The sequence below is a fragment of the Chitinophaga japonensis genome, assembly GCF_007830125.1.
GTDB lineage: Bacteria > Bacteroidota > Bacteroidia > Chitinophagales > Chitinophagaceae > Chitinophaga > Chitinophaga japonensis.
Genome location: NZ_VLLG01000004.1, coordinates 77016 through 96994 on the forward strand (window position 1 = coordinate 77016; position 19979 = coordinate 96994).

Below are 19979 nucleotides of genomic sequence, written 5' to 3' on the forward strand. Positions count from 1 at the left end.
CGGTTTTTTTTGTGGGTCGTTGCTGAGGGCATCGAATATTTATTGGATTAAAACTTTTTTTAATTAAAATTAATTTATACATTTGAAATTATAATATACGTCTATACCCTATAACACAACTTTGTATGATAACCCGTTCCTATGAAATGCAGTGGTAGCGTGCTGATGCGCCTTGTGCAGGTATGCTTCTTACTTTACAGTACCGTTAACCAGGCCCAGGACAAAAAGCAGGCAGGTCTTAAAGCAATACTCTCCGGTAAAAAGGTTAGTATGGAAAATGAGGGACAGGTAGCTGAAAACTACTTCGGTGGGGGCTATTATTACCTGAATGGCCTGAAGCTGAATGCTGGCATACGGGTGGCCCGGCTGCCACTTGCCCTGCAGTATTTGCGCCAGGACTACTTTTACCCTGCGCACGCCTATAATAATACCTGGCAGGTACGGTTTGACAGGGAGGGGCTGCTGGACAATTACCGCAGGCAGTTAAAGGAACGCCTGGGCGTAGACGATCTTGTTCCTAAAGACCAGCTACTGGAGGAAGCTAAAAACAGGACGAACAACGCTGTGAAAGCTGCCATGGATTCCATGAAACAGGCGTATACTATCCAGTATGGCGAAGCCATGGAAGGCCTGGATACGGTGCAGGACTACGTGCAGCAGGATGTGAGCGGGCAGTTCAGGTCCATACTCAGCGCGGATTACAGCCAGATCATAAAGGAGAAGGAGGCCCGGTTGAAACAACTGCTGGAAAAGCGGGGGGGCTCGCTGAAGGAGCGGCAGGAAGCCTCCAAACTCCAAAAGGAGATCGCTGCCTATTATAAACTGGTGGACTTTTACAAGCGTTACCAGGAACTGAGGAAGCAATATGACCTTTCCGGCCTTAACAAGCAACTGGTACAGGAACAGGCAGAGCGCTTACGCCGGTACGAAAAAATGATGGACGACCCTGAGTCCGTAAAAGAGCTGGCAGCAAAACATCTGCCACAAAGCGGCCTGGAAAAGTTTTTCATGAACGTGCAAAAGCTGAACCTGGGACAACAGACCGTGTCCTTAAGCCCTTTGTCCTTGAACAGCTACCTGCACAGCGGCGTCAGTATGGAAGTATTGAAGGATAACAAGTACCTGTTCCTGCTGGTAGGGAAGGAACGGGATTTGAATGCCCTGTACGACCGTGCTGTGTTCTCCCCGCTTACACAAAATGATCACACCGCCAGCGGCATCCGGGTTGGCCGGGGGGCGCTGGACGGCAATCATACCCATTTGTCGCTGTTTTCATTTAAGCAGTCCGGAGCGTTAACGGAGGGCCGCACTTTCGATATGCCTTCCCGGTCTACGTTGGTGCTGGGCCTGAGCAACCGTTTTAATATAGACGAAAGCTCCAGCCTGCAGTTGGAAGTATCCCGGTCTGCCACCGTATATGACCAGGCAGCGTATGGCAGCGATACTACCGGCAGAAAGTCTGCCCTGGGCCGGCTTTTCAGTAATGACAATCTGGGGCAAAGCATCGCCCTCATGCTGAAATACAGAGGTAATTTCGATAAAGCCGGGCTGAACATAGGGGCAGACGTTACCTATGTAGCGGCCGGCTATTATAATCCCGGCAGCCCGTTCCTGGCAAGAGGCACCCGGCAGGGCATGCTCAGTGTTCGTAAGTCCTGGTGGAAGAGAAAGCTGGTGCTGCAGTTGCGTGGTGACTTACGGGAATACGTATACGGCAATCTCACGGATCGCAAATGGCAGCATTTTTCCTACCTGGCAGATGCGCGCCTGAAACTGCCTGGCGGACAGCAGCTAAGCCTGAAATACCAGCCGGTGCGCGGTGTCCAGGTAATGCCCGGTACCCGCCTGTTGCAGAATGCCAGTGACCGGGTTACCGTGAAGCTGAACCTGCAAAGACGGGTAGGACAGGCCTTTTATCGCAATATGTTCAATATAGCCTATAGCAGCAGCCGTTACCTGCTGGCCACGCAGTATACGGGTGTTAAAACGCTGACGTTCACCTCCCTGCAGAGCATAGCCATTACTGGGCATCTGCTTTACTGGAACAATACGTATAACTATGCCCGCAACCCGGATGGGTTGGCCTATCTCAACTCCTCCTATAATACGGACGCAGGATTTACCTGGCAACTGGGAAAAAAATGGAGTGCCAGCTCGGCCCTCAATTATACAAGCGCCACCGGCTGGTATAAACAATTGGGCGCCCGGCAGACACTTACCGCTATGGTTATACGTAACCTGGACCTGAGCTTTTTCATAGATGTGCGGACCAATATTGAACAAAGTGCCGCTTATTATAATGACCTGATACGGGCCGACTGGAGCCTGAAATATAATTTTTGACCGATGAAAAGAATATTTGTTTCCCTACTGATACTGATCCTGTCAGGTACATTGCATGCGCAGGTGACCATTAGCTACCAACCGGCGCTGAACGGGCAAACGCTGGACGGCCTGAGCTTTGTGCAGGTAATAAACAGTGGCAGCGCCGGGCTGAAAGGTGAATTGCGTATTGCGGTAAACGACGGGAGCGGGGCCAGCGTAGTATCCATATTGGTGCCGCAGGTAACCGTATATCCCGGTGTAACCAACCTGAACAAGGGCATATTTGCCAACAGTACCCTGCGTTTTGGCGAAAGCCCCGCCGCCGCGCTGCTGAACCAGACAGGCCGATTCCCGGAAGGAGAGTATGAATATTGTTTTGAGCTGACGCTGGCCGGCTACAAGCCGGGTGGCACACCGGAAATATATGAGAATTGCTTCCAGCATATGCTGCAGCCCACAACGCCGCTGTTGTTGGTAGACCCTTATGACGGTTCGGAGATCTGCAATCGCCGGCCTAATTTCAGTTGGCAACCGCCTATGCCCCTGCAGGCAGATATGCGCTACCGCATCGTAGTGGTGCCTGTAAAAGAAAAACAGGACCCGGCAGAAGCGCTGGCCAATAATACCCCGGTGATCAACCAGGCAGGCCTGCGCCAGTTCAACCTTATTTATCCCGTGCAGTCGCCCGATCTGCAGCAGGAACAGGTGTATGCCTGGCAGGTGACCGCGCATAGCGGCCGAACGCTGATCACGCAGTCGGAGATATGGACGTTCACGATACATTGCGAGGACAGTATTCCCGGCAACCCGGAGAGCAGCTACCGGGAGCTGAAGCCCGGCAGCGACCGTAATTTTTACATTGCCGGCGGCGTACTGCGCTTTTCTTTCCATAATGATTATAAAGCTGGCAAGCTGGACTATGAGATCGTTGACCTGGCTGATCCGGGAAAAGTTATCAGGAAGTTGCCGCGTATCAATATGCAGCACGGTCTTAATAAGGTAAACCTGCCCTTGTCGCGAATGGGTGCTTTTGAGGACGGGAGCCAGTATTTGCTGAAAGTAAAAAACGTTGCCAACCAGGAGCTGACCCTGCGGTTTGTTTACCAGGAAAAATAATTTGGAATGATGCGATCCTGTTTCATCCGACCAGCGATGCTGGTACTGCTGATACTGTGCTTCGGCTGCGGGCATTCCCCGGAGCAACTGGTAGCCTATGTAGAAAACCCTTCACATGGGCTTGTGCAGGAAATGCACCTGCCGCAGTACGATATCCGTATTCAGTACCTGCCTCCCGACCTGCAGGTGTTGGCCGCGCATGGCCGCGTTCCATCTGCCGCGGTGCTAAAGGAAGACCGCAGCAAGTATGAAGGCTTCGCGTACTTCAGGTTCGTGCTGCAGGGGAACGATTTTGAGCCGAAGGCGGATACGCTGGCGTACCTGGATTTCAACATGATGAACGACTTTATGCTGGTAACGGGCAAAGGGGATACCATTCCCTGTGTCATTTACCAGCGAATAGCCAGCGGTAGTAAACACCGGACGGAGTTTATGGTGGTGTTTGAGGGTGCAGTAACCGGCCCCGGTATCACTGCGCAGGATTTCCGGTTTGTATATGCGGATAAGATATTGGGAATACCTCCTGTCGTGTTCCGCTTCAGGGCCAGGGACCTGAAAAAAATCCCCCATCTCTAAAATAAATACTTGATGAACCGCATTTTACGATACAAAAAAATTATTGCCTTATTCTTCCTGCAATTGCTGGGGCTACAGTTGCTGATGCCCGCCGCTGTGCATGCCCTGACCTCAGGCCCCTCCCAGCCGGAAATGAAAGGTTTTGAGCCGGTAGGCACCACGGATATGGTGGATCTTTTCTCCGGAGATTTTACCTACAATATTCCGTTGCTGGATGTGGGCGGCTACCCCTTGAACCTGGCTTATCATTCCGGCAGCGGCATGGACGACGAGGCCAGTTGGGTAGGCCTGGGCTGGTCGCTGACGCCGGGTGTGATCAACCGGCAGTTGCGGGGATTGCCGGACGATTTTGACGGGGATAAAGTGGAGAAGGAATTCAATATGAAGGATAATATCACTACCGGTCTAAGGCTGGTGGCAAGCCCTGAGATCTTTGGGTCGGGAAAAGCGCCGGTATCATTGAATGTGGGCGTGTTCAGGAATTCATACAGGGGCTGGGGCGCAGATGTAGGGGTAAATGCTACTATAGGCCTGACGAATAACGGCGCCGGCTCGCTGACATTGGGCGTGAATGGCAATTCCCAGGAAGGTGCCAGTGTAAGCGCCAATGTGAACTTCTCCGTGCAGGTGCAGTCACAGGGCAATATGGACCTGATGCCGGGCCTATCCATCGGCTCTTCTTACAATTCCAGGGCTGGCATTAAAGGGCTCACCCTGGGCGCCAGCGTGGATTACCGGGCCAGGGAGAACTCCTCCCGGAAGTTTGACCGGTCAAACATGGTATCCAATGAAACTTCCTTTTCTTTTGCTGCAGAAACGTATACACCTACGAGTATGGCTGCTTTCAATAACCAGTCCTATACACTCAGTGGCAGCCTGGGCGGTGTGTTCTGGGGTGTGCATGCCAAAGTCGGCTTTACCGGGTATCATGTCCGGCAGAGCGTAGCCAGCAAATATTCCTCCCGCAAAGCCTACGGCTTCCTCCATGCGGAGCATGGGCGAAGGGACATCAATGCGCTAATGGACTTTAACCGCGAAAAGGATAATCCTTATAATGAAGCAGTGCCTTACCTGCCCATACCCGTACCCACCTACGACCAGTTCAATGTGACCAACCAGCAGGGCAGCAGCCAGTACCGCGTGTTCCGGAACGGCTCAGGCATATTCTTCGATCCTAAAAGCGTGGACCGGAATATAGATGCCTCTCTGGGTGTGGAAGTCGGCGCCGGTGCCTATTTCCAGGCAGGCTTGGACCTGAACGGACAGTCCCTGATCACCCGTACCAATAAATGGGAAGCGGACAATGAGTATGTAGGGAAGGGAGATTTCCAGGAACAGGGTGACAATGAACCGGTATTTGAGCCCGCCTATTTCAAAAGGGTGGGAGAGAAAGTAAAGGCAGATGCAGACTATAGCGCCAGCATACGCGGGGATAGCGTAGTAGGCATCGGCATCAGTCTTTCCGGCGATCGTACCCGGGCGTTGAGCCGGTTTAAGGAGAAAGGTCCCGGGAAGGACGTAACACAACCTATCCGGAGGAATAAAAGGGAAAGCCGGAACCATGTGTTCAGCTATCTCACTGCCGGCGAGGCCAGCTCCTATGGGCTGGAAAAAAAGATACGCAACTATCCGAAGAACCAGTTGGTGCTGCACTGCGATGATCAATTGATACAGCAGACGGACCGCGTGAATGCCTATGCCAAACCGCACCACATTTCGGAAGTGACCATCACGGATGATAACGGGAAACGTTTCATATACGGCATACCGGCCTATAACAGGTACCAGGAGGAAGTAAGCTTTAGCATAGACCCTTCGCAGGGCGACCGTGCTTCCGGGCTGGCCGCTTACAGCAGTCAGGATGCCAGCACCGGCAATGCCAAAGGCCGGGACAACTATTTCAGCAAGGACGTAATGCCGCCCTACGCGCATGCCTACCTGCTGACCGGCATTGTATCTAACGATTACGTGGACCGGACCGGCGATGGCATCAGTGATGACGATGCCGGCATGGCCGTGAAGTTCAACTATACTAAACTGGAAGCGGATTTTGGCTGGCGCACGCCCTTTGATAAAGATAAAGCCAACTTCAATGAGAGCATGCTGAGTGATCCGCGCGACGACAAGGCCAGCTATGTGTATGGCAGGAAAGAGATATGGTATACGCATTCCATTGAATCTAAAACAATGATCGCGCTGTTCGTGATGGGCAACCGGGAAGATGCGCTGGGCGTGGTAAGCGAAAGAGGTGGAAAGGATACTGTGCACCAGCAGTTCCTGGATCGCATAGAGCTTTATTCCAAGTCTGACCTGCAACAGAACGGCAGCCAGGCAGTACCCGTCAAGACCGTGCATTTTGAATACGACTATTCTTCCTGCGCCAATGTGCCCAACAACTCCGGGGCCGCCGTAATGCGCAACGGGGAGAATATTAACAACGCAAAAGGCAAGCTCACTTTAAAAAAGGTATACTTCACCTTTGGCAGGAACAAAAAAGGTTTCCTGACACCTTACCAGTTCTCGTACCGGCAGACGGTGGACGGCAACCTCGTGAGCTATGGCTATAAGCAGGCAGATCGTTGGGGAATGTATAAAGATAACACGGCCAATGAGGGCGGTTTGCAGAACGATGTGTTCCCTTATGCCATGCAGGATAAGGAGCAGGCGGACAAGTTTGCGGCCCTCTGGCAGTTGGAAAAGATCACGCTGCCCAGCGGCGGTGTCATACAGGTGGGTTACGAGTCGGACGACTATGCCTATGTACAGAACAAACGTGCGCAGCAGATGTGCTTTGTAAAAGGTATTGATGCGTCCGGGCAGGCCAGCGGGTTGATTAATGCCAAAGAACTGCTGGTAAAGCTGCCGCAGGCGGTCAGCTCCCTGCAGGAAATGAAGGACCGCTACTTTGAGGGGATGACCAGCCTGTATTTCAGGTTGTATGTAAACCTGGATAATGCCGGGCATTATGAATACGTGCCCGGTTACGGTACTGTCCGCAACATCCGGATGGTGGACGGGGAAACGGCTGCCATTGAGCTGCAGCACACAGAGGGGGTGCATCCCGCGGCTATAGCATCCTGGCAGTTCCTTCGCACCAACGTGCCTATCTACGCCTACCCTGGGTTTGAAACCGTGAATGAGCCCTCCGGTTTCCAGGCTGCCATCAAATCCCTCCTGGGTGCGGTACAGCGCCTGGGTGAGCTGACGGAGAATTTCAATACTAAAGCCAAACGTAAATCATTTGGCAACTCCATTGACCTGTCACGCTCCTGGGTGCGGTTGTGCAGTCCAGGCCTGGCCAAGTTAGGAGGCGGCAACCGCGTGCGGTCCATTCGCATGACCGACAACTGGCAAGCCATGTCCGGCAATAATGGCGCAGATGCTTCCTACGGCCAGGACTATGTGTATACCACTACGGCGTTCTACCATGGGCAGGAGTGGACGATCTCCAGCGGGGTGGCCGCTTATGAGCCTATGATCGGGAACGACGAGAACCCCTTCCGGCAGCCTTTCCCGTATACCGTGAAGGGCGCTCCGCTGGGACTGAGCATGTATTCCTATATGGAAGCGCCATTGGGAGAGTCGTTTTTCCCTGCACCAGGGGTAGGATACAGCAGGGTGACCGTTTATAACGTAGGAGCGGACGACAGTCGTAACCGCACCGGTTTTACCGTCAGCGAATTTTATACCGCAAAGGATTTCCCGGTGCTGGTGGATAATCTGCCCATGGAGCGCAAGCCCTTTAAGCCGCACCCGCTGCTGAAATTCCTCAAGGTAAAGATAAAGGCTGCCGTAGCCGTATCCCAGGGCTACAGCATTGTGGTGAATGATATGCATGGCAAACCGCGCCTGGAGGAGGTATACAAGAGAGGCGGCGTTACGCCCATCAGCAGCACCCGGTATTTTTATAAAACAGAGAACCCGTTGGCCGGTACGCAGCGCCTGCAGAACAATGTACTGTTGCTGGGAGCGGACGGCACCTTGCAGGACGGCCGGGTAGGCGAGGACGTAGAGTTGTTTACCGACATGCGGGAACAGTATACGCAGAACGTGGGCGCCAGCCTGAAGCTCGCCTTTGGTGCGTTCCCGCTATTCCTCTTCCCCGGATGTTACTTCTACCCGGGCGGCGGCTATAACGAGGAATACCGTGAATTTCGTTCCACCAGTACCGTTAAGCTGGTACAGCGGGCCGGTATCCTCTATAAAGTACTCAGGACCCAGGAAGGCTCCGCCATCAGCACAGAAAATATTGCCTGGGACGCAGAAACCGGCGAGGTGCTGCTGACCCGTACCCAGAATGAGTATGACGACCCGGTATATAACTTCAATTACCCGGCGCACTGGGCCTATGATGGCATGGGCCCCGCCTATAGGAACGTCAGCGTTACCATTAAAGGCTTTAGCTCGGATACCACCGGCCGTATCCTTACCAGCGTGCCGCCGGAAGTGCTGCTACCGGGCGATGAACTGATAGCCGTGAACGGCAGCCAGCAGGCCTGGGTCATGAAAGGCGGCGACGGTGCATTTCGCCTGGTGGACAAGCATGGTGGTTTCGTTGCCTATACGGATGCCACCGTGAAGGTAATGCGCTCCGGCCGCCGCAACATGCAGTCCATGCCCATTGGCACGCTTGCCGCCTTGCGCAATCCCATCAAGGGAGGTAAAATAGATATCAGCGCATTTACGCAGTTGATAGATGCCAAAGCCAATACCTACAAGGAGGAATGGCCGGTGGCGCTGCGTAGCATCTCGCCGGATGTAACGGATGTGCCGCAGGAGGAACTGAAATGCCCCCTGCGATACCTGTCGGGCCTGTTATATGCGGTCGCCAATCCTCAACTGCCTTTTAACCAGCAGTATGTAAGCGCATCGGAACGGATGTACCTGAATGAGTCCTATCTCTTTGCGGGCAGGCAGAGCAATGTTACGCTGAAGAGCATCATTGACCTGCACCGCAGCTTTGGCCCGCCGGGCGCCAGCACGGGACTGGAGCAGCTATTTACAGAGCCTTTCTTTAAATCATCGCTGTCCGGCAGCCTGAAATTCTACGTGAATACGCCCCGGTACCGGATGAAATGCGGGCAGAAGTATTTCTATTTCAATACAGGGGATACCATTACCATTGGACCTTACCTGCTGATCTTAAAGAATGTGCACCCGTATTTCAACGATGGCCTTAACGGGTACGACTGGCCCAACAGTCCGAGTGATGCCGCTTATTTTGAAGGCAATACGGACTATCGTACGGACAGTACCTGTGGCTGTGACGGCGCTTACGGCTACAATAACTATGTGCCGGAAAAGATAGAGTTGATAGCCCATCGCTTTGTGGACATTTCTCAGGATCCACTGGGCTGCCAGGTAATTCCATTCTGTCCCTCGCCGCTGGGCAGCGTGGTCAATCCTTACACAGCCGGTATGCTGGGCAACTGGCGGCCCTGGCAGCAGTTTGTATATCATGTACCACGTGTGCAGGAAGTACAGCCCAACAATATGGCTAAAGGTGCTACCGATATCCGCCGTTCCGGTGCTTATGCGGCCTTTACGCCGTTCTGGACCTACGATGCCGCTACCATGAAATTTGCTATTAGTGGCACACCTGCAGATCCGCGCTGGATCATTGCCAGCGAGGTCACGCAGTACGATGCCCGGGGCCAGGAGGTAGAGAACAAAGATGCGCTGGAACGTTACGGCTCGGCCCTGTTCGGCTACCTGGATGCGGTGCCGGTGGCGGTGGCTTCCAACGCACAGCAGCATGAAATTGGCTTCGACGGTTTTGAAGACTATGCCTTTATTAAAAAATGCGGCGTGTGGCCGGACAGTTGCAGCATTGAAGGCCATTTTGATTTCAGGAAACAGGTATGGTACGGTATTCCGCCGAATGACACGGCGGCGCACTCCGGGAAGTACAGCCTGAAAGTAAGCCAGCCAGTGACCGTTACCAGAGCAATACCTGCGCCGTTTACGCCCGTCTCCTTCTTCCGCTTTGACAGCGCCGGGCATTTTATAGCGATGGCGGAAAACACCTGCCATGGTTTCTATCCCACGCCAGGCACACGTTACATAGCCAGCGTATGGATCAAAAGTACGGCTGTTAACAGCACTACATCCGGCATACTGCAGGTAGGCGCCAATACCAGCGTGGAGCCGGTAGCTGTATCGCAGGGCGCCGGCCCATTGGTAGAAGGATGGCGCAAGGTGGAACTGGTATTTACCGCACCGGCAGATGCCGGCATCTTCACCCTCACCCTGGATCCAAAGGGCGGGGAGGCGTATTTTGATGATGTGCGGATCCATCCCTATAACAGCCACCTGAAATCCTTTGTGTACAATCCCTCCAATATGTTCCTGATGGCCGAACTGGATGAGAACAACTATGCCACCTTTTACGAGTATGACGATGAAGGCACGCTGATCCGCGTAAAGAAGGAAACAGAAAGAGGCATCATGACATTGAAGGAAAATCGCAGTATCTATAAAAAACAGTAAGTATGCGCGTATTGTTATTGTGTTTATTGCATGTGACCGGCCTGTTTGCGCAGGACCGTAGCTGGGAACAGTTGCAGCATTTGTGTGAAACGTATGCCCGGCAGCGTACCATGGCCTTTCAAACCCGCCTTAAGATGTATACCGCGCAGCAGCCCGTAAAGGTGCTGGACGAGCTGCAGGCAGTTTGCAGGGTAAATGGCCGGCGTTTTTACGCGCAGATAGGCCCGGTGGAAATAGTGAAGAATAGCCATTGCCAACTTACCATAGACCATGATGAAAAGATAATGGTGGTAGCGCCGGCAGATACTGCTGCGCAGCAGGGAGATATGACCACTACGCTGATGGATATGGGAAAACTGCTGCAGGATATGAAAGAATGGGGGGTAAAGGCCAGGCAGGTGCTGCGGGGTAATGATACCTGGCTGGAACTGACCGGCCTGCCGGATCCGGCTATGCAGCAATGCAATATCCAGTACGATCCGCAGACCTTTTTAATAAAACGGGTATGGATGAAAGCGATGGATGAAACCGTAAATGCGGAGGAAGCTGTGATCGTGGATATTGCCTATAGCGATTACCGCTTGTCCACGCCGGAGGCCACCTGGTTCAACGAAGGCCGCTTTGTGCGTATGAACGGAAAGCAGGCCGTTCTGCAGCCATCCTGGCAACAATATACATTGATCAATCAACTATAAGATATTTTAATACCGGACCTATGTACCCTATATCCCTGAAATATAATGTTAACCTGGTGAAGCACCTGCGCCTGCTGCTGTGCATATGCGCCCTGCTGGCCCTCCGGCAAAGCGTAATGGCACAGGAACAGGAACCATACGTGCAAACCATTACCGGTAGTATAAAGGCAGGGGATTCATGCCGTACCATTGACCCCGTGTATGCAGATGAAGAGACCTGGCAAAAACGGGAAACAGATCTGTCAGTAAAGAACATCATCACTTTTGAATTGCGGCAGGATACAGGGCTGTATTATTATGGCCGGCCGTTTAGCTGCACCGTGAACCTGGATATCAGCTACGAAGATGAGCAGCGTGGCAGTCACCAGTTATCCGGTAAAGTGCTGACCGTAAATTTTGATACCACTGCAGGCGGCGCTTACAAAGGTGTGGCCATGTATAAGTTTGAAGGCGGCTACAATGTGCTGGTGAAGGTGAATAGCATTGCCAGCCCGGAACTGGGTGGGCAGGACAGCCTGCCGGCCGTGTTCAGGATAAAGAACGAGATATTTATAGACCGAAAATTTCTTTTCAGCACTGCTAACGGGGATGTGACCCGTTACGCTTTTGTGAACGGGGGCCGGCAACTGAAGATCAACTGGCTGGTGGACTATGATTATCCAGGTGCAGAGTTCTACGACCTGGAATGGACGTTTTATGATGATTCCAGCTCGGTAGCCGCCGGCATCCGCACCGCGCATACCCCCGAACAACTCGGCAACAGGGAGCTGAATATGCCGCAGGCAGATATGGAAGCCCTGTTCCTCAATAATAATACCCGTATTACCACGACCGGCCGGGAGTATGCGCTCAACCTGCCTTATATCTCCGGCTTCCTGTTTTACCGGGTAAGAGGGGCGCGTATCAATGCCTTTACACAGGAACGGGAGGAAGGCGACTGGACCTACAAAGCTTATTCCCCCGGCAATACCGTTGTGAGCAGCATTGTGCACCTGGATGCAGACCATGCGCCTTTGCTGAACTACCAGTATACGGCTACTTTTGCCGAAGAGGGCAAGCGCAAGGAAGTGATTACTTATTATGACGGCTCCCTGCGGAACCGGCAGATGGTAACTTTGAACAACAGCGATAACCGCTCTGTGGTGCAGGAAACCATCTATGATGTGATGGGGCGGCCCGCGCTGAACATACTGCCCAGCCCGGAGCCCGACAGCTCGCTGCACTATTTCCCGTCGCTGAACCGTAACCTGGCCGGGCAGCCCTATACTTACAAGGACCTGACCAATGATACTGCCGCTTGCGTAATGGCGCCACAACAGTTGACAGATACCGCCGGCGCAGGGCGTTATTACAGCCCCAATAACCCGCACAATAACTATTTTTTTAACAAATACATCCCGGATGCCGCAGGCTACCCGTTTTCTGCCACGGCCTATACTACCGACAACACCGGCCGTATCAGCCGGCAGGGTGGGGCAGGCGTGGATTTTCAGCCGGGGAACGGTCATGAGACCCGTTACTTTTATGGCCGGCCGGATGCCCTTGAGCTGGACCGCCTGTTTGGCTCCGAAGCCGGCAATGCCTCCCATTACCTGAAGAACATGGTAGTGGATCCCAACGGGCAGATCAGCGTAAGCTATCTGGATGCGCATGGGCGCACCGTAGCCACTGCCCTGGCCGGGAAAAAGCCGGATAATGTATATGAGCTGCCTGGCACTGCCGGCAGCATCACGCCTATCACCAAAGAGCTGGCCCTGCCCGAAAATACGGCCGTGAACCCTGCAGCCTTTACAGTGACCAGCAATAATACCCTGCTGATACCTTTGACCGGCACCTACCATTTTGAATATTCATTTGATCCCCAGGCGGTGATAACGGCTGCCTGCGAAACCCAGTTCGGCGATATTTGCAGTGATTGCTATTACGACCTGCTGATCACGATCAAGGATGAATGCGGCATCAGCCTGCATGAAGAAGTAAAGCCGGCGGTGCTGGATGGTATTGATACCCTCTGCAGCACCCTGGCGCTCCAGGTGAGCGGCGCCTTTGACGTAGATCTGCCTATTGGAGAGTACCAGGTCAGCTACCAGTTGAGGGCCAGCAAAACGGCTGCTGAATATTATGACTCCACTTACCTGCGGCAGAATACCTGCATCATGTCCCTGGATGATTTCAAGCGGCAGCAGGTAGCGCAAACGGATTTCACCGGCTGCTTTACGGATTGCGCCGCCTGTGAGCAGGCGCTGGGTACAAAAAATGTATTCCTTCGGCAGTATATGGACCTGCTGAAAGAGCAGGACCTGTACCCGAACAATGGAGATACCCTGTTTGCCGCTGATCTCTATGATTCCCTGTATGTATCCTGTACGCAGAAATGTGTATCCGGGATCAATCCCTGCGCAGACAAATACGGCTTGCTGCTGACGGACGTGATGCCTGGCGGGCAGTATGCCCGTTACAGTGACAGCGCAGTGGAGGACCCGGCTGCGATGGACGTATTGCTGGAGTTGCCGGTAAATGTGCTGACGCATTACAGTGAAGTAACCGATTATAAGGACGAGAACGGCAACCCTGCGCAGGTGCAGAATGACGCCGGCGAGCTGGTAGCGCCGCAGGAGCTGAGCATAAAGGAATTCATCCGGTACTTCCGTCCTTCCTGGGCAGATGCGCTGGTGAAGTTCCACCCGGAATACTGTTTTTACCGCTGGTGTGAGCTGACCAGCAGCAGCAGGCAGTTTGACGAAACCGTTCGGGACGAGGTGGATGATGCTCTCACCGCTATGGGCAATGGTTGGTGGGACCCGCAGGACCCGCTGGCCCTGCTGAACCAGGATCCTTTCTTTACTACTGGCGGAGCGGGCGCCAGCCGGTATGATGCCATGAAAGATGTGCTGGAACATTTCAGCGGCACCCTGCAGACCAGCCCCGAGGCAGGGGATGCTAACATATTGCAGGTAATACGCTTTTTGATCTACTGCGCGCCGGACAGCGCCAGCACAATACAAAATTATGCGGACTGCCTGGGACCGGCAGATTGTAATGCCGGCCTGGATCAGGACCTGGAATGGCAGTTGTACCGCACCTTTTACCTGCAACAAAAAGCAAAGCAGATGGAACAGGTCCGCCTGGCGCACAGCGACCCGGAGATACGCGATTGCAGGAACTGTTATATCGGTTATGCCAACAGCAACTGTGATCCCGCTACCGACCCGGATTGCACCGTGTACCAGCAGGCGGCCGCCATTACCCAGGCATGCCCGGGTTACTTTGACGACAGCGACGAGCGCAAAGCCCTGTACGCCGCCAAATACCGTCTGTTCATAGAAGAAATGTCCACCGACTCTCTGCTGGCGCAGTATACCAGCCAGGACATGCAGCACCTGCGCGACAGCCTGGATGCGGAAATCAATGCCCGTGTAGCAGCCCAGTGCCAGAGCAACTGTGAAGCCCAGGCTGATGACTGGATGGTGGCGCTGCAATACTGCCATAACCTGGTAAACGGTACCGACTCTACGAAATATCATGAGCTGCGGGAAGGCCTGATTGCCGTTTGCAGAAGCGGGTGCGATGTAAACCATCCTTTTGGCGCCAGCACCATCGCTCCCAGCGTCACAAATACGGACAGCAGCTTTGAGGCCGTGATCATCCGGGTGCTGGGAGCTGGGGCCGTCAACGATTCCTGCACGGCCCTACTGATCCATACGCCGCTGCCCTATACAACGGACAGCTATACGGAGACCACTTCTGCCGACTCCTGCACCTGCGACAAACTGCTGGCTCTAAAAGCGGAGTACGAGGAGCGCGGTGGCGCGGGCGGTTTCCTGTCTTTCCTGCAAAAGAAGTTCGGCCCCGGTTTCTACCTGTCCCAGGGCGACCTGAACACCCTGCTGAAAAAATGTGATGCCGGGGAATGCATCCCCGCATCCTCCATGCCGGTAGTATTGCCGGATGCCCTGAGTTGCAAGACCTGTGTTTCCTGTGACAGCATCAGCCACCTGATCGATATTTTTAAATCGGAGCACCCGGCGGTAGCCGACGGCACCGGCTTGTATGAAACGTTGGTCACCAACTACCTGAACCAAACCCTGCATTTTACTTTAACGTACCCGGAGTACCTGGCCTTCCTGGAGAACTGTGCCAGCATTGCCAATGAGGATAATGCAGATGCAGTGGCCTGTGCGGACTTTAGCCTTGCTTACCAGCATTTCCAGCAGTTCAAGCCTGACTACTATTCGAATCCCAACGGCAATACCGGGGTGGCGGACCGCTTTAAACAGCACCTGGCCACCTGGCTGAATATTGAGCTGAACCGTAACCTGAGCTATGCGGCTTATGAAGATGCAGCGGCCCGCTGTGGCATTGCCATCGTGGTGCCGCAGGACAGCCTGCCGCTGGTATGCGGTACGCCCCTGGCGCCCGGTGACAGCATATACGGCTGTCCGCCTTCCGTGGCCGACTGCTGCAGCATGGACGGTTATATCCGCACTTTCCGTGAAGCCTACCCGGAAGGAGTGAATGCCCGCCTGGTAGCTTACTATTTTGAAATGAAGCGGCAGCAATGGTGCGCGCCCATGGGGCTGCCCGCTATCGGTTACAGGGAGTCCTATGCTACTCTGAAAAATTATTTTGAGCATACCTTGCAGTTCCCCAGGGGGGTGCTGATCGATATTACGCCCACTGGTACTTCCATTACCTTCAGCGATAGTGTGAACTGCGGGCTGGATTATAATTTTGGTGCTGCAGCGCCGTTGATCGACTGGGAGGTGTACCGTCTGTGCAACCATCCCCTGGTGATACCGGTGCCTATTGATTCCATGGCCTGCTTCAAGAGTCAGCTAAACCTGGCCATGGTGAATGCCGGGCTGCTCTATCAGCAGTACCTGGACTCCATCCGGAATGAATACCAGGAAATATACCTGTCCCGCTGCCTCAGTGTGCAACCCCGCCTGCGTATGAGCGGCGATCTGTATGAATATCACTATACCCTGTATTATTATGACCAGGCGGGCAACCTGGTGAAAACCATACCGCCGGCGGGCGTACAGTTGCTCAATGATGCAGCCATTGGCCGGGTTCAGCAGGACCGGCCTTATAACAAACCCGAGTGCTATGACATTGTAGACACACTGAGTTTTAACGGTGGTGGCTATATCCCGATGGACCAGTTGCTGGGCGGCCGCCTGGGCGCTTCCTGGAGCATGGAGCAGTGGATATGGATAGCGGACAATATGGCGGACCAGCCCTTGTTCTCTGAAGAAATAAAGGTGACCGCACCGGAAAAGTATATAGACAGCACCCGTACAATCCCGGCCTTTACCGGCGAGCAGGGCATCAGTTGCTACCTGCATGATGACAGCCTGCGGTTCCGCATCGGCAGTCAGCCGGCCTGGTATCCGGACACACTGTTCCGCACCCAGTCGGGAAAAAGCAGCATTCCGCTTAGCGCTGTATTGCCTTCCGGCCGATGGGCGCATATGGTGATCAATGGCAATGGCGGATCGGAACAACCCTTCCTGGTATATATTAATGGACGTGCCATTCCCCTGCAATACACTACACAGGTAGATACCCTGGGTGGCGCGCCCGAGCCGGAAGGCACACCTGAATTCCGGCTGGGCGCCGCCCTGCTGGACCATAGCTGGCATTATTTTAACGGTTATATGAAGCAGTTCCGTTTTTACAACCGGCCCTTGCGCTATGCGGAGATCGTGCAAAACCGGGACAATACCTGCCGCCTGCCGGCCAATGAAGGCGGCCTGCTGATCTGGCTGCCCATGAATGAAGGCCGTGATACCAGCCTGCTGACAGACCGCATGCAGCAGATGCAGTTTGCTACGGTGAATCCCTCCGCATTTAGCTGGATACGGCATCATGACCCGGTATACCCGCTGCATACCCTGGCTACCACCTACCAGTATAATTCCCTGAACGGCGTGGTGCAGCAATACACCCCGGACGGCGATACTTCCCGTTTCTGGTACGACCGGCTGGGCCGCCTCACGGCATCCCAGAACAAGGAGCAGCGGGAGCCGGTGAACGGCGGTGCTGCTGACAGGTACAGCTATACGAAATATGATTCCCTGGGCCGCATTACGGAAGTAGGGGAGAAAGCAGGCGCTTCCATTGCCGGTGTGAATATGCTGGACAATACCGCTGTGCAGCAATGGCTGGCCTCCGGCAGTGATGCCCAGGTAACACGCACGCAGTATGACGAGCCGCTACCCGACCTGGATATTGTACAGACCAACCTGCGCAAGCGGGTAGCCAGCATTACGCTGGATGAGGATGGCGATGGCCAGTATGAAGCGGCCACACACTATACCTACGACATCCTGGGAAATGTAAAAACGCTCTGGCAGCAGATAAAGGAACTGGATGCTATTGCAGAAGGACAGGGCTTAAAACGCATGGACTACGATTATGACCTGGTAAGCGGGAAAGTGAACAAGGTAAGTTACCAGCCCGGGAAAAAGGACCAGTTTTATTACCGCTACCTGTACGACGCAGATAATCGCGTGATCAATGCCTCCAGCAGCCGGGATGGCCTGGTATGGCAGAAGGATGCGGCCTACCGCTACTACCTGCATGGCCCGCTGGCCCGTATGGAGTTGGGGCAGTACCAGGTGCAGGGCGTGGATTACGCTTATACACTGCAGGGTTGGCTGAAAGGCATCAATGCCGCTGCCCTGGATGTGGACAAGGATATGGCTGCAGATGGCAAAGCCGGCAGTTTGTACGAAAACTTCGGACGGGACGTAATGGCCTTTACGCTCGGCTATCACAACAATGATTATGCGCCCATTGGCGGCAGCGCCGCCCAGGGATTTGACAATGGATATGCCTACCCATCCACATTGGGAATAGGTAACGGGTTGTACAATGGTAATATCAGCAACAGTTCGCTGGCGCTGAGTAAACTGGATAATGGCGCCGTAAAGGGTTATGGCTATGCCTACGATCAACTGAACCGGCTGGTGCAGCTACGTCAGCACGACGTGACCAGCAACTGGAATGTGCTGGACGACTACAGGGAAAGCATCAGCTATGATGCCAATGGCAATATCCTTACCTACCTGCGCAATGGCACCACCCAGGGCGCTCGCCAACTGGCGATGGATAACCTTAGCTATGCCTATCAACCCGGCACCAACCGCCTGCGCCATGTAAAGGATGCCGTAGATGCAAGCAACTACACGGAGGATATTGACGATCAGCCGGACGATAACTACCGCTACGACCGGATCGGCAACCTGGTACATGATGAGGCGGAAGGGATTGATACCATCCGCTGGACGGTGTACGGCAAGATCCGGGAGATCAAGAAAGATACCGCCGATATCCGCTACGGCTACGATGCTACCGGCAACCGCATCTGGAAGAATGTGAACGGCCGTAAAAGTTTTTATCTTCGGGATGCCCAGGGGAATGTGCTGGGGTTGTATAATACCAGTGGCAACGCTTTGGTATGGAAGGAGCAGCATTTGTATGGCAGCCGCCGCCTGGGCATGCTGCAGCCTGCAGCAACAGACCTCTCCGGTACACCGGCCTGGGAACAGGATAGCCTGCTGAGAGGCGCCCGCGTTTATGAACTGAGCAACCACCTGGGGAACGTGATGGCCACTATCAGCGATAAGAAGACGGGGGTGAGCGCAGACACCCAAAAGGTGGATTACTTTGCAGTGGAAGTGCTGGGCCAGCAGGATTATTACCCGTTTGGTATGCGGGAGCCGGGGCGGAGGTATGGTTTGGGAAATGAGCAGGAGTATAGGTATGGGTTTAACGGGAAGGAGAATGATAATGAGGTGAAGGGAGAGGGGAATAGTTTGGATTTTGGGGAAAGGATGTATGATGTGAGAATTGGGAGGTGGTTAAGTTTAGATCCTTTAATGGCAAAGTTTCCTGAAAGTACTCCTTATAACGGGTTTGGTAACAATCCAATCTATTTTATAGATCCATATGGACTCTCTGCCGTGCAATATAATGAGGATGATCCGAAACAAAATCCACCCCCTAATTGGTTTACGAGGGCATGGAGGTTATTAACACATAATGAACATACAACAAGAGCTGAAGACTTTGCAAGTTTATTGGAGAAAAACAAACGAGATGGTGACTACATACAAACTATAGATGTTGATGAAAATACTACTGTTACCATACATGGGAATGAGAATGACGAATTTCGGTTATATAGCATTTTCAGAGAAGCGCGTCCAGGAGGCTCAATTCTTGAATCACTAGCTTCTGGAGGAACTTCAGATGATGACTACAATTTGCCCGAGTCAGAGTTCATCGCGAAGTTTTCATTAAGTTCTAAAGTTTTCGATGCTCCGATAGGGGGTGGTGGTCTGAGCAAGGCCGGAATGGTATTAAGTGGAACAAAGAAATCATACTACGTTGTACAACAGGGTGCAAAAGCTGTAGAAAATTGGAAAAAGTTAATAAGATTTGGAGTAAATCATACCGATATGCTGGTTAAAGGGTTCCATTTCCATTTTGAAGGGGGATTAGAATTGGGATTAAAAACTTTAAATAATGGAAGAATAGGGTTGGAGTTAGTTGGCGATAAAGCATTTACTAAACTTCAGGTAGCTAAGGCTGTAAAAGTTTTTGAGCAAGCTATGTCTAATACCGATTTCAGAAATAAGCTATTAGTGCGATTGTTAGCATCTAGAGAATATCTTAAAAATTCATTCAAATTGACAGGAGATGCACAAGCAGCAATAAATAAAGCGCATGAGTTAAATTATATTATTAAATCAATTAGTAAATGGTAAA

At 53.1% G+C, this 19979-nt stretch carries 6 protein-coding genes; all 6 read left to right on the forward strand.

Going from position 1 to position 19979, the window contains the following annotated elements; all coding sequences use genetic code 11:
• The first annotated feature begins 141 nt into the window (after positions 1–141).
• From LX66_RS17365 to LX66_RS17390, 6 genes are read left to right on the forward strand one after another with little or no spacing between them, the layout of a single operon-like run.
• The gene (locus LX66_RS17365) at positions 142–2343 is read left to right on the forward strand and encodes a TonB-dependent receptor (protein WP_145715904.1); all 2202 of its coding nucleotides are present in this window, start codon (positions 142–144) and stop codon (positions 2341–2343) included.
• 3 nt (positions 2344–2346) lie between these two features.
• Complete coding sequence (locus LX66_RS17370; protein WP_145715906.1) at positions 2347–3441, forward strand: hypothetical protein; 1095 nt, start codon at positions 2347–2349, stop codon at positions 3439–3441.
• A 6-nt stretch (positions 3442–3447) separates the two neighbouring features.
• Entirely contained in the window at positions 3448–4017 is a 570-nt protein-coding gene (locus LX66_RS17375) for a hypothetical protein (protein ID WP_145715908.1), read from the forward strand.
• 12 nt (positions 4018–4029) lie between these two features.
• Entirely contained in the window at positions 4030–10506 is a 6477-nt protein-coding gene (locus tag LX66_RS17380; protein ID WP_145715910.1) for a hypothetical protein, read from the forward strand.
• 2 nt (positions 10507–10508) lie between these two features.
• Positions 10509–11201, forward strand: coding sequence for a hypothetical protein (locus LX66_RS17385; protein WP_145715912.1), 693 nt, complete (start codon positions 10509–10511; stop codon positions 11199–11201).
• Positions 11202–11221: 20 nt separating this feature from the next.
• Positions 11222–19978: an RHS repeat-associated core domain-containing protein gene (locus tag LX66_RS17390; protein WP_145715914.1), complete on the forward strand. Its 8757-nt coding sequence runs from the start codon at positions 11222–11224 to the stop codon at positions 19976–19978.
• The last annotated feature ends 1 nt before the right edge of the window (position 19979 follow it).

What these genes read in the sequence shown, in the direction of transcription:
- LX66_RS17365 (WP_145715904.1), top strand. Translation starts at nt 142, where the DNA reads ATGAAATGCAGTGGTAGCGTGCTGATGCGCCTTGTGCAGGTATGCTTC.
- LX66_RS17370 (WP_145715906.1), top strand. Translation starts at nt 2,347, where the DNA reads ATGAAAAGAATATTTGTTTCCCTACTGATACTGATCCTGTCAGGTACA.
- LX66_RS17375 (WP_145715908.1), top strand. Translation starts at nt 3,448, where the DNA reads ATGATGCGATCCTGTTTCATCCGACCAGCGATGCTGGTACTGCTGATA.
- LX66_RS17380 (WP_145715910.1), top strand. Translation starts at nt 4,030, where the DNA reads ATGAACCGCATTTTACGATACAAAAAAATTATTGCCTTATTCTTCCTG.
- LX66_RS17385 (WP_145715912.1), top strand. Translation starts at nt 10,509, where the DNA reads ATGCGCGTATTGTTATTGTGTTTATTGCATGTGACCGGCCTGTTTGCG.
- LX66_RS17390 (WP_145715914.1), top strand. Translation starts at nt 11,222, where the DNA reads ATGTACCCTATATCCCTGAAATATAATGTTAACCTGGTGAAGCACCTG.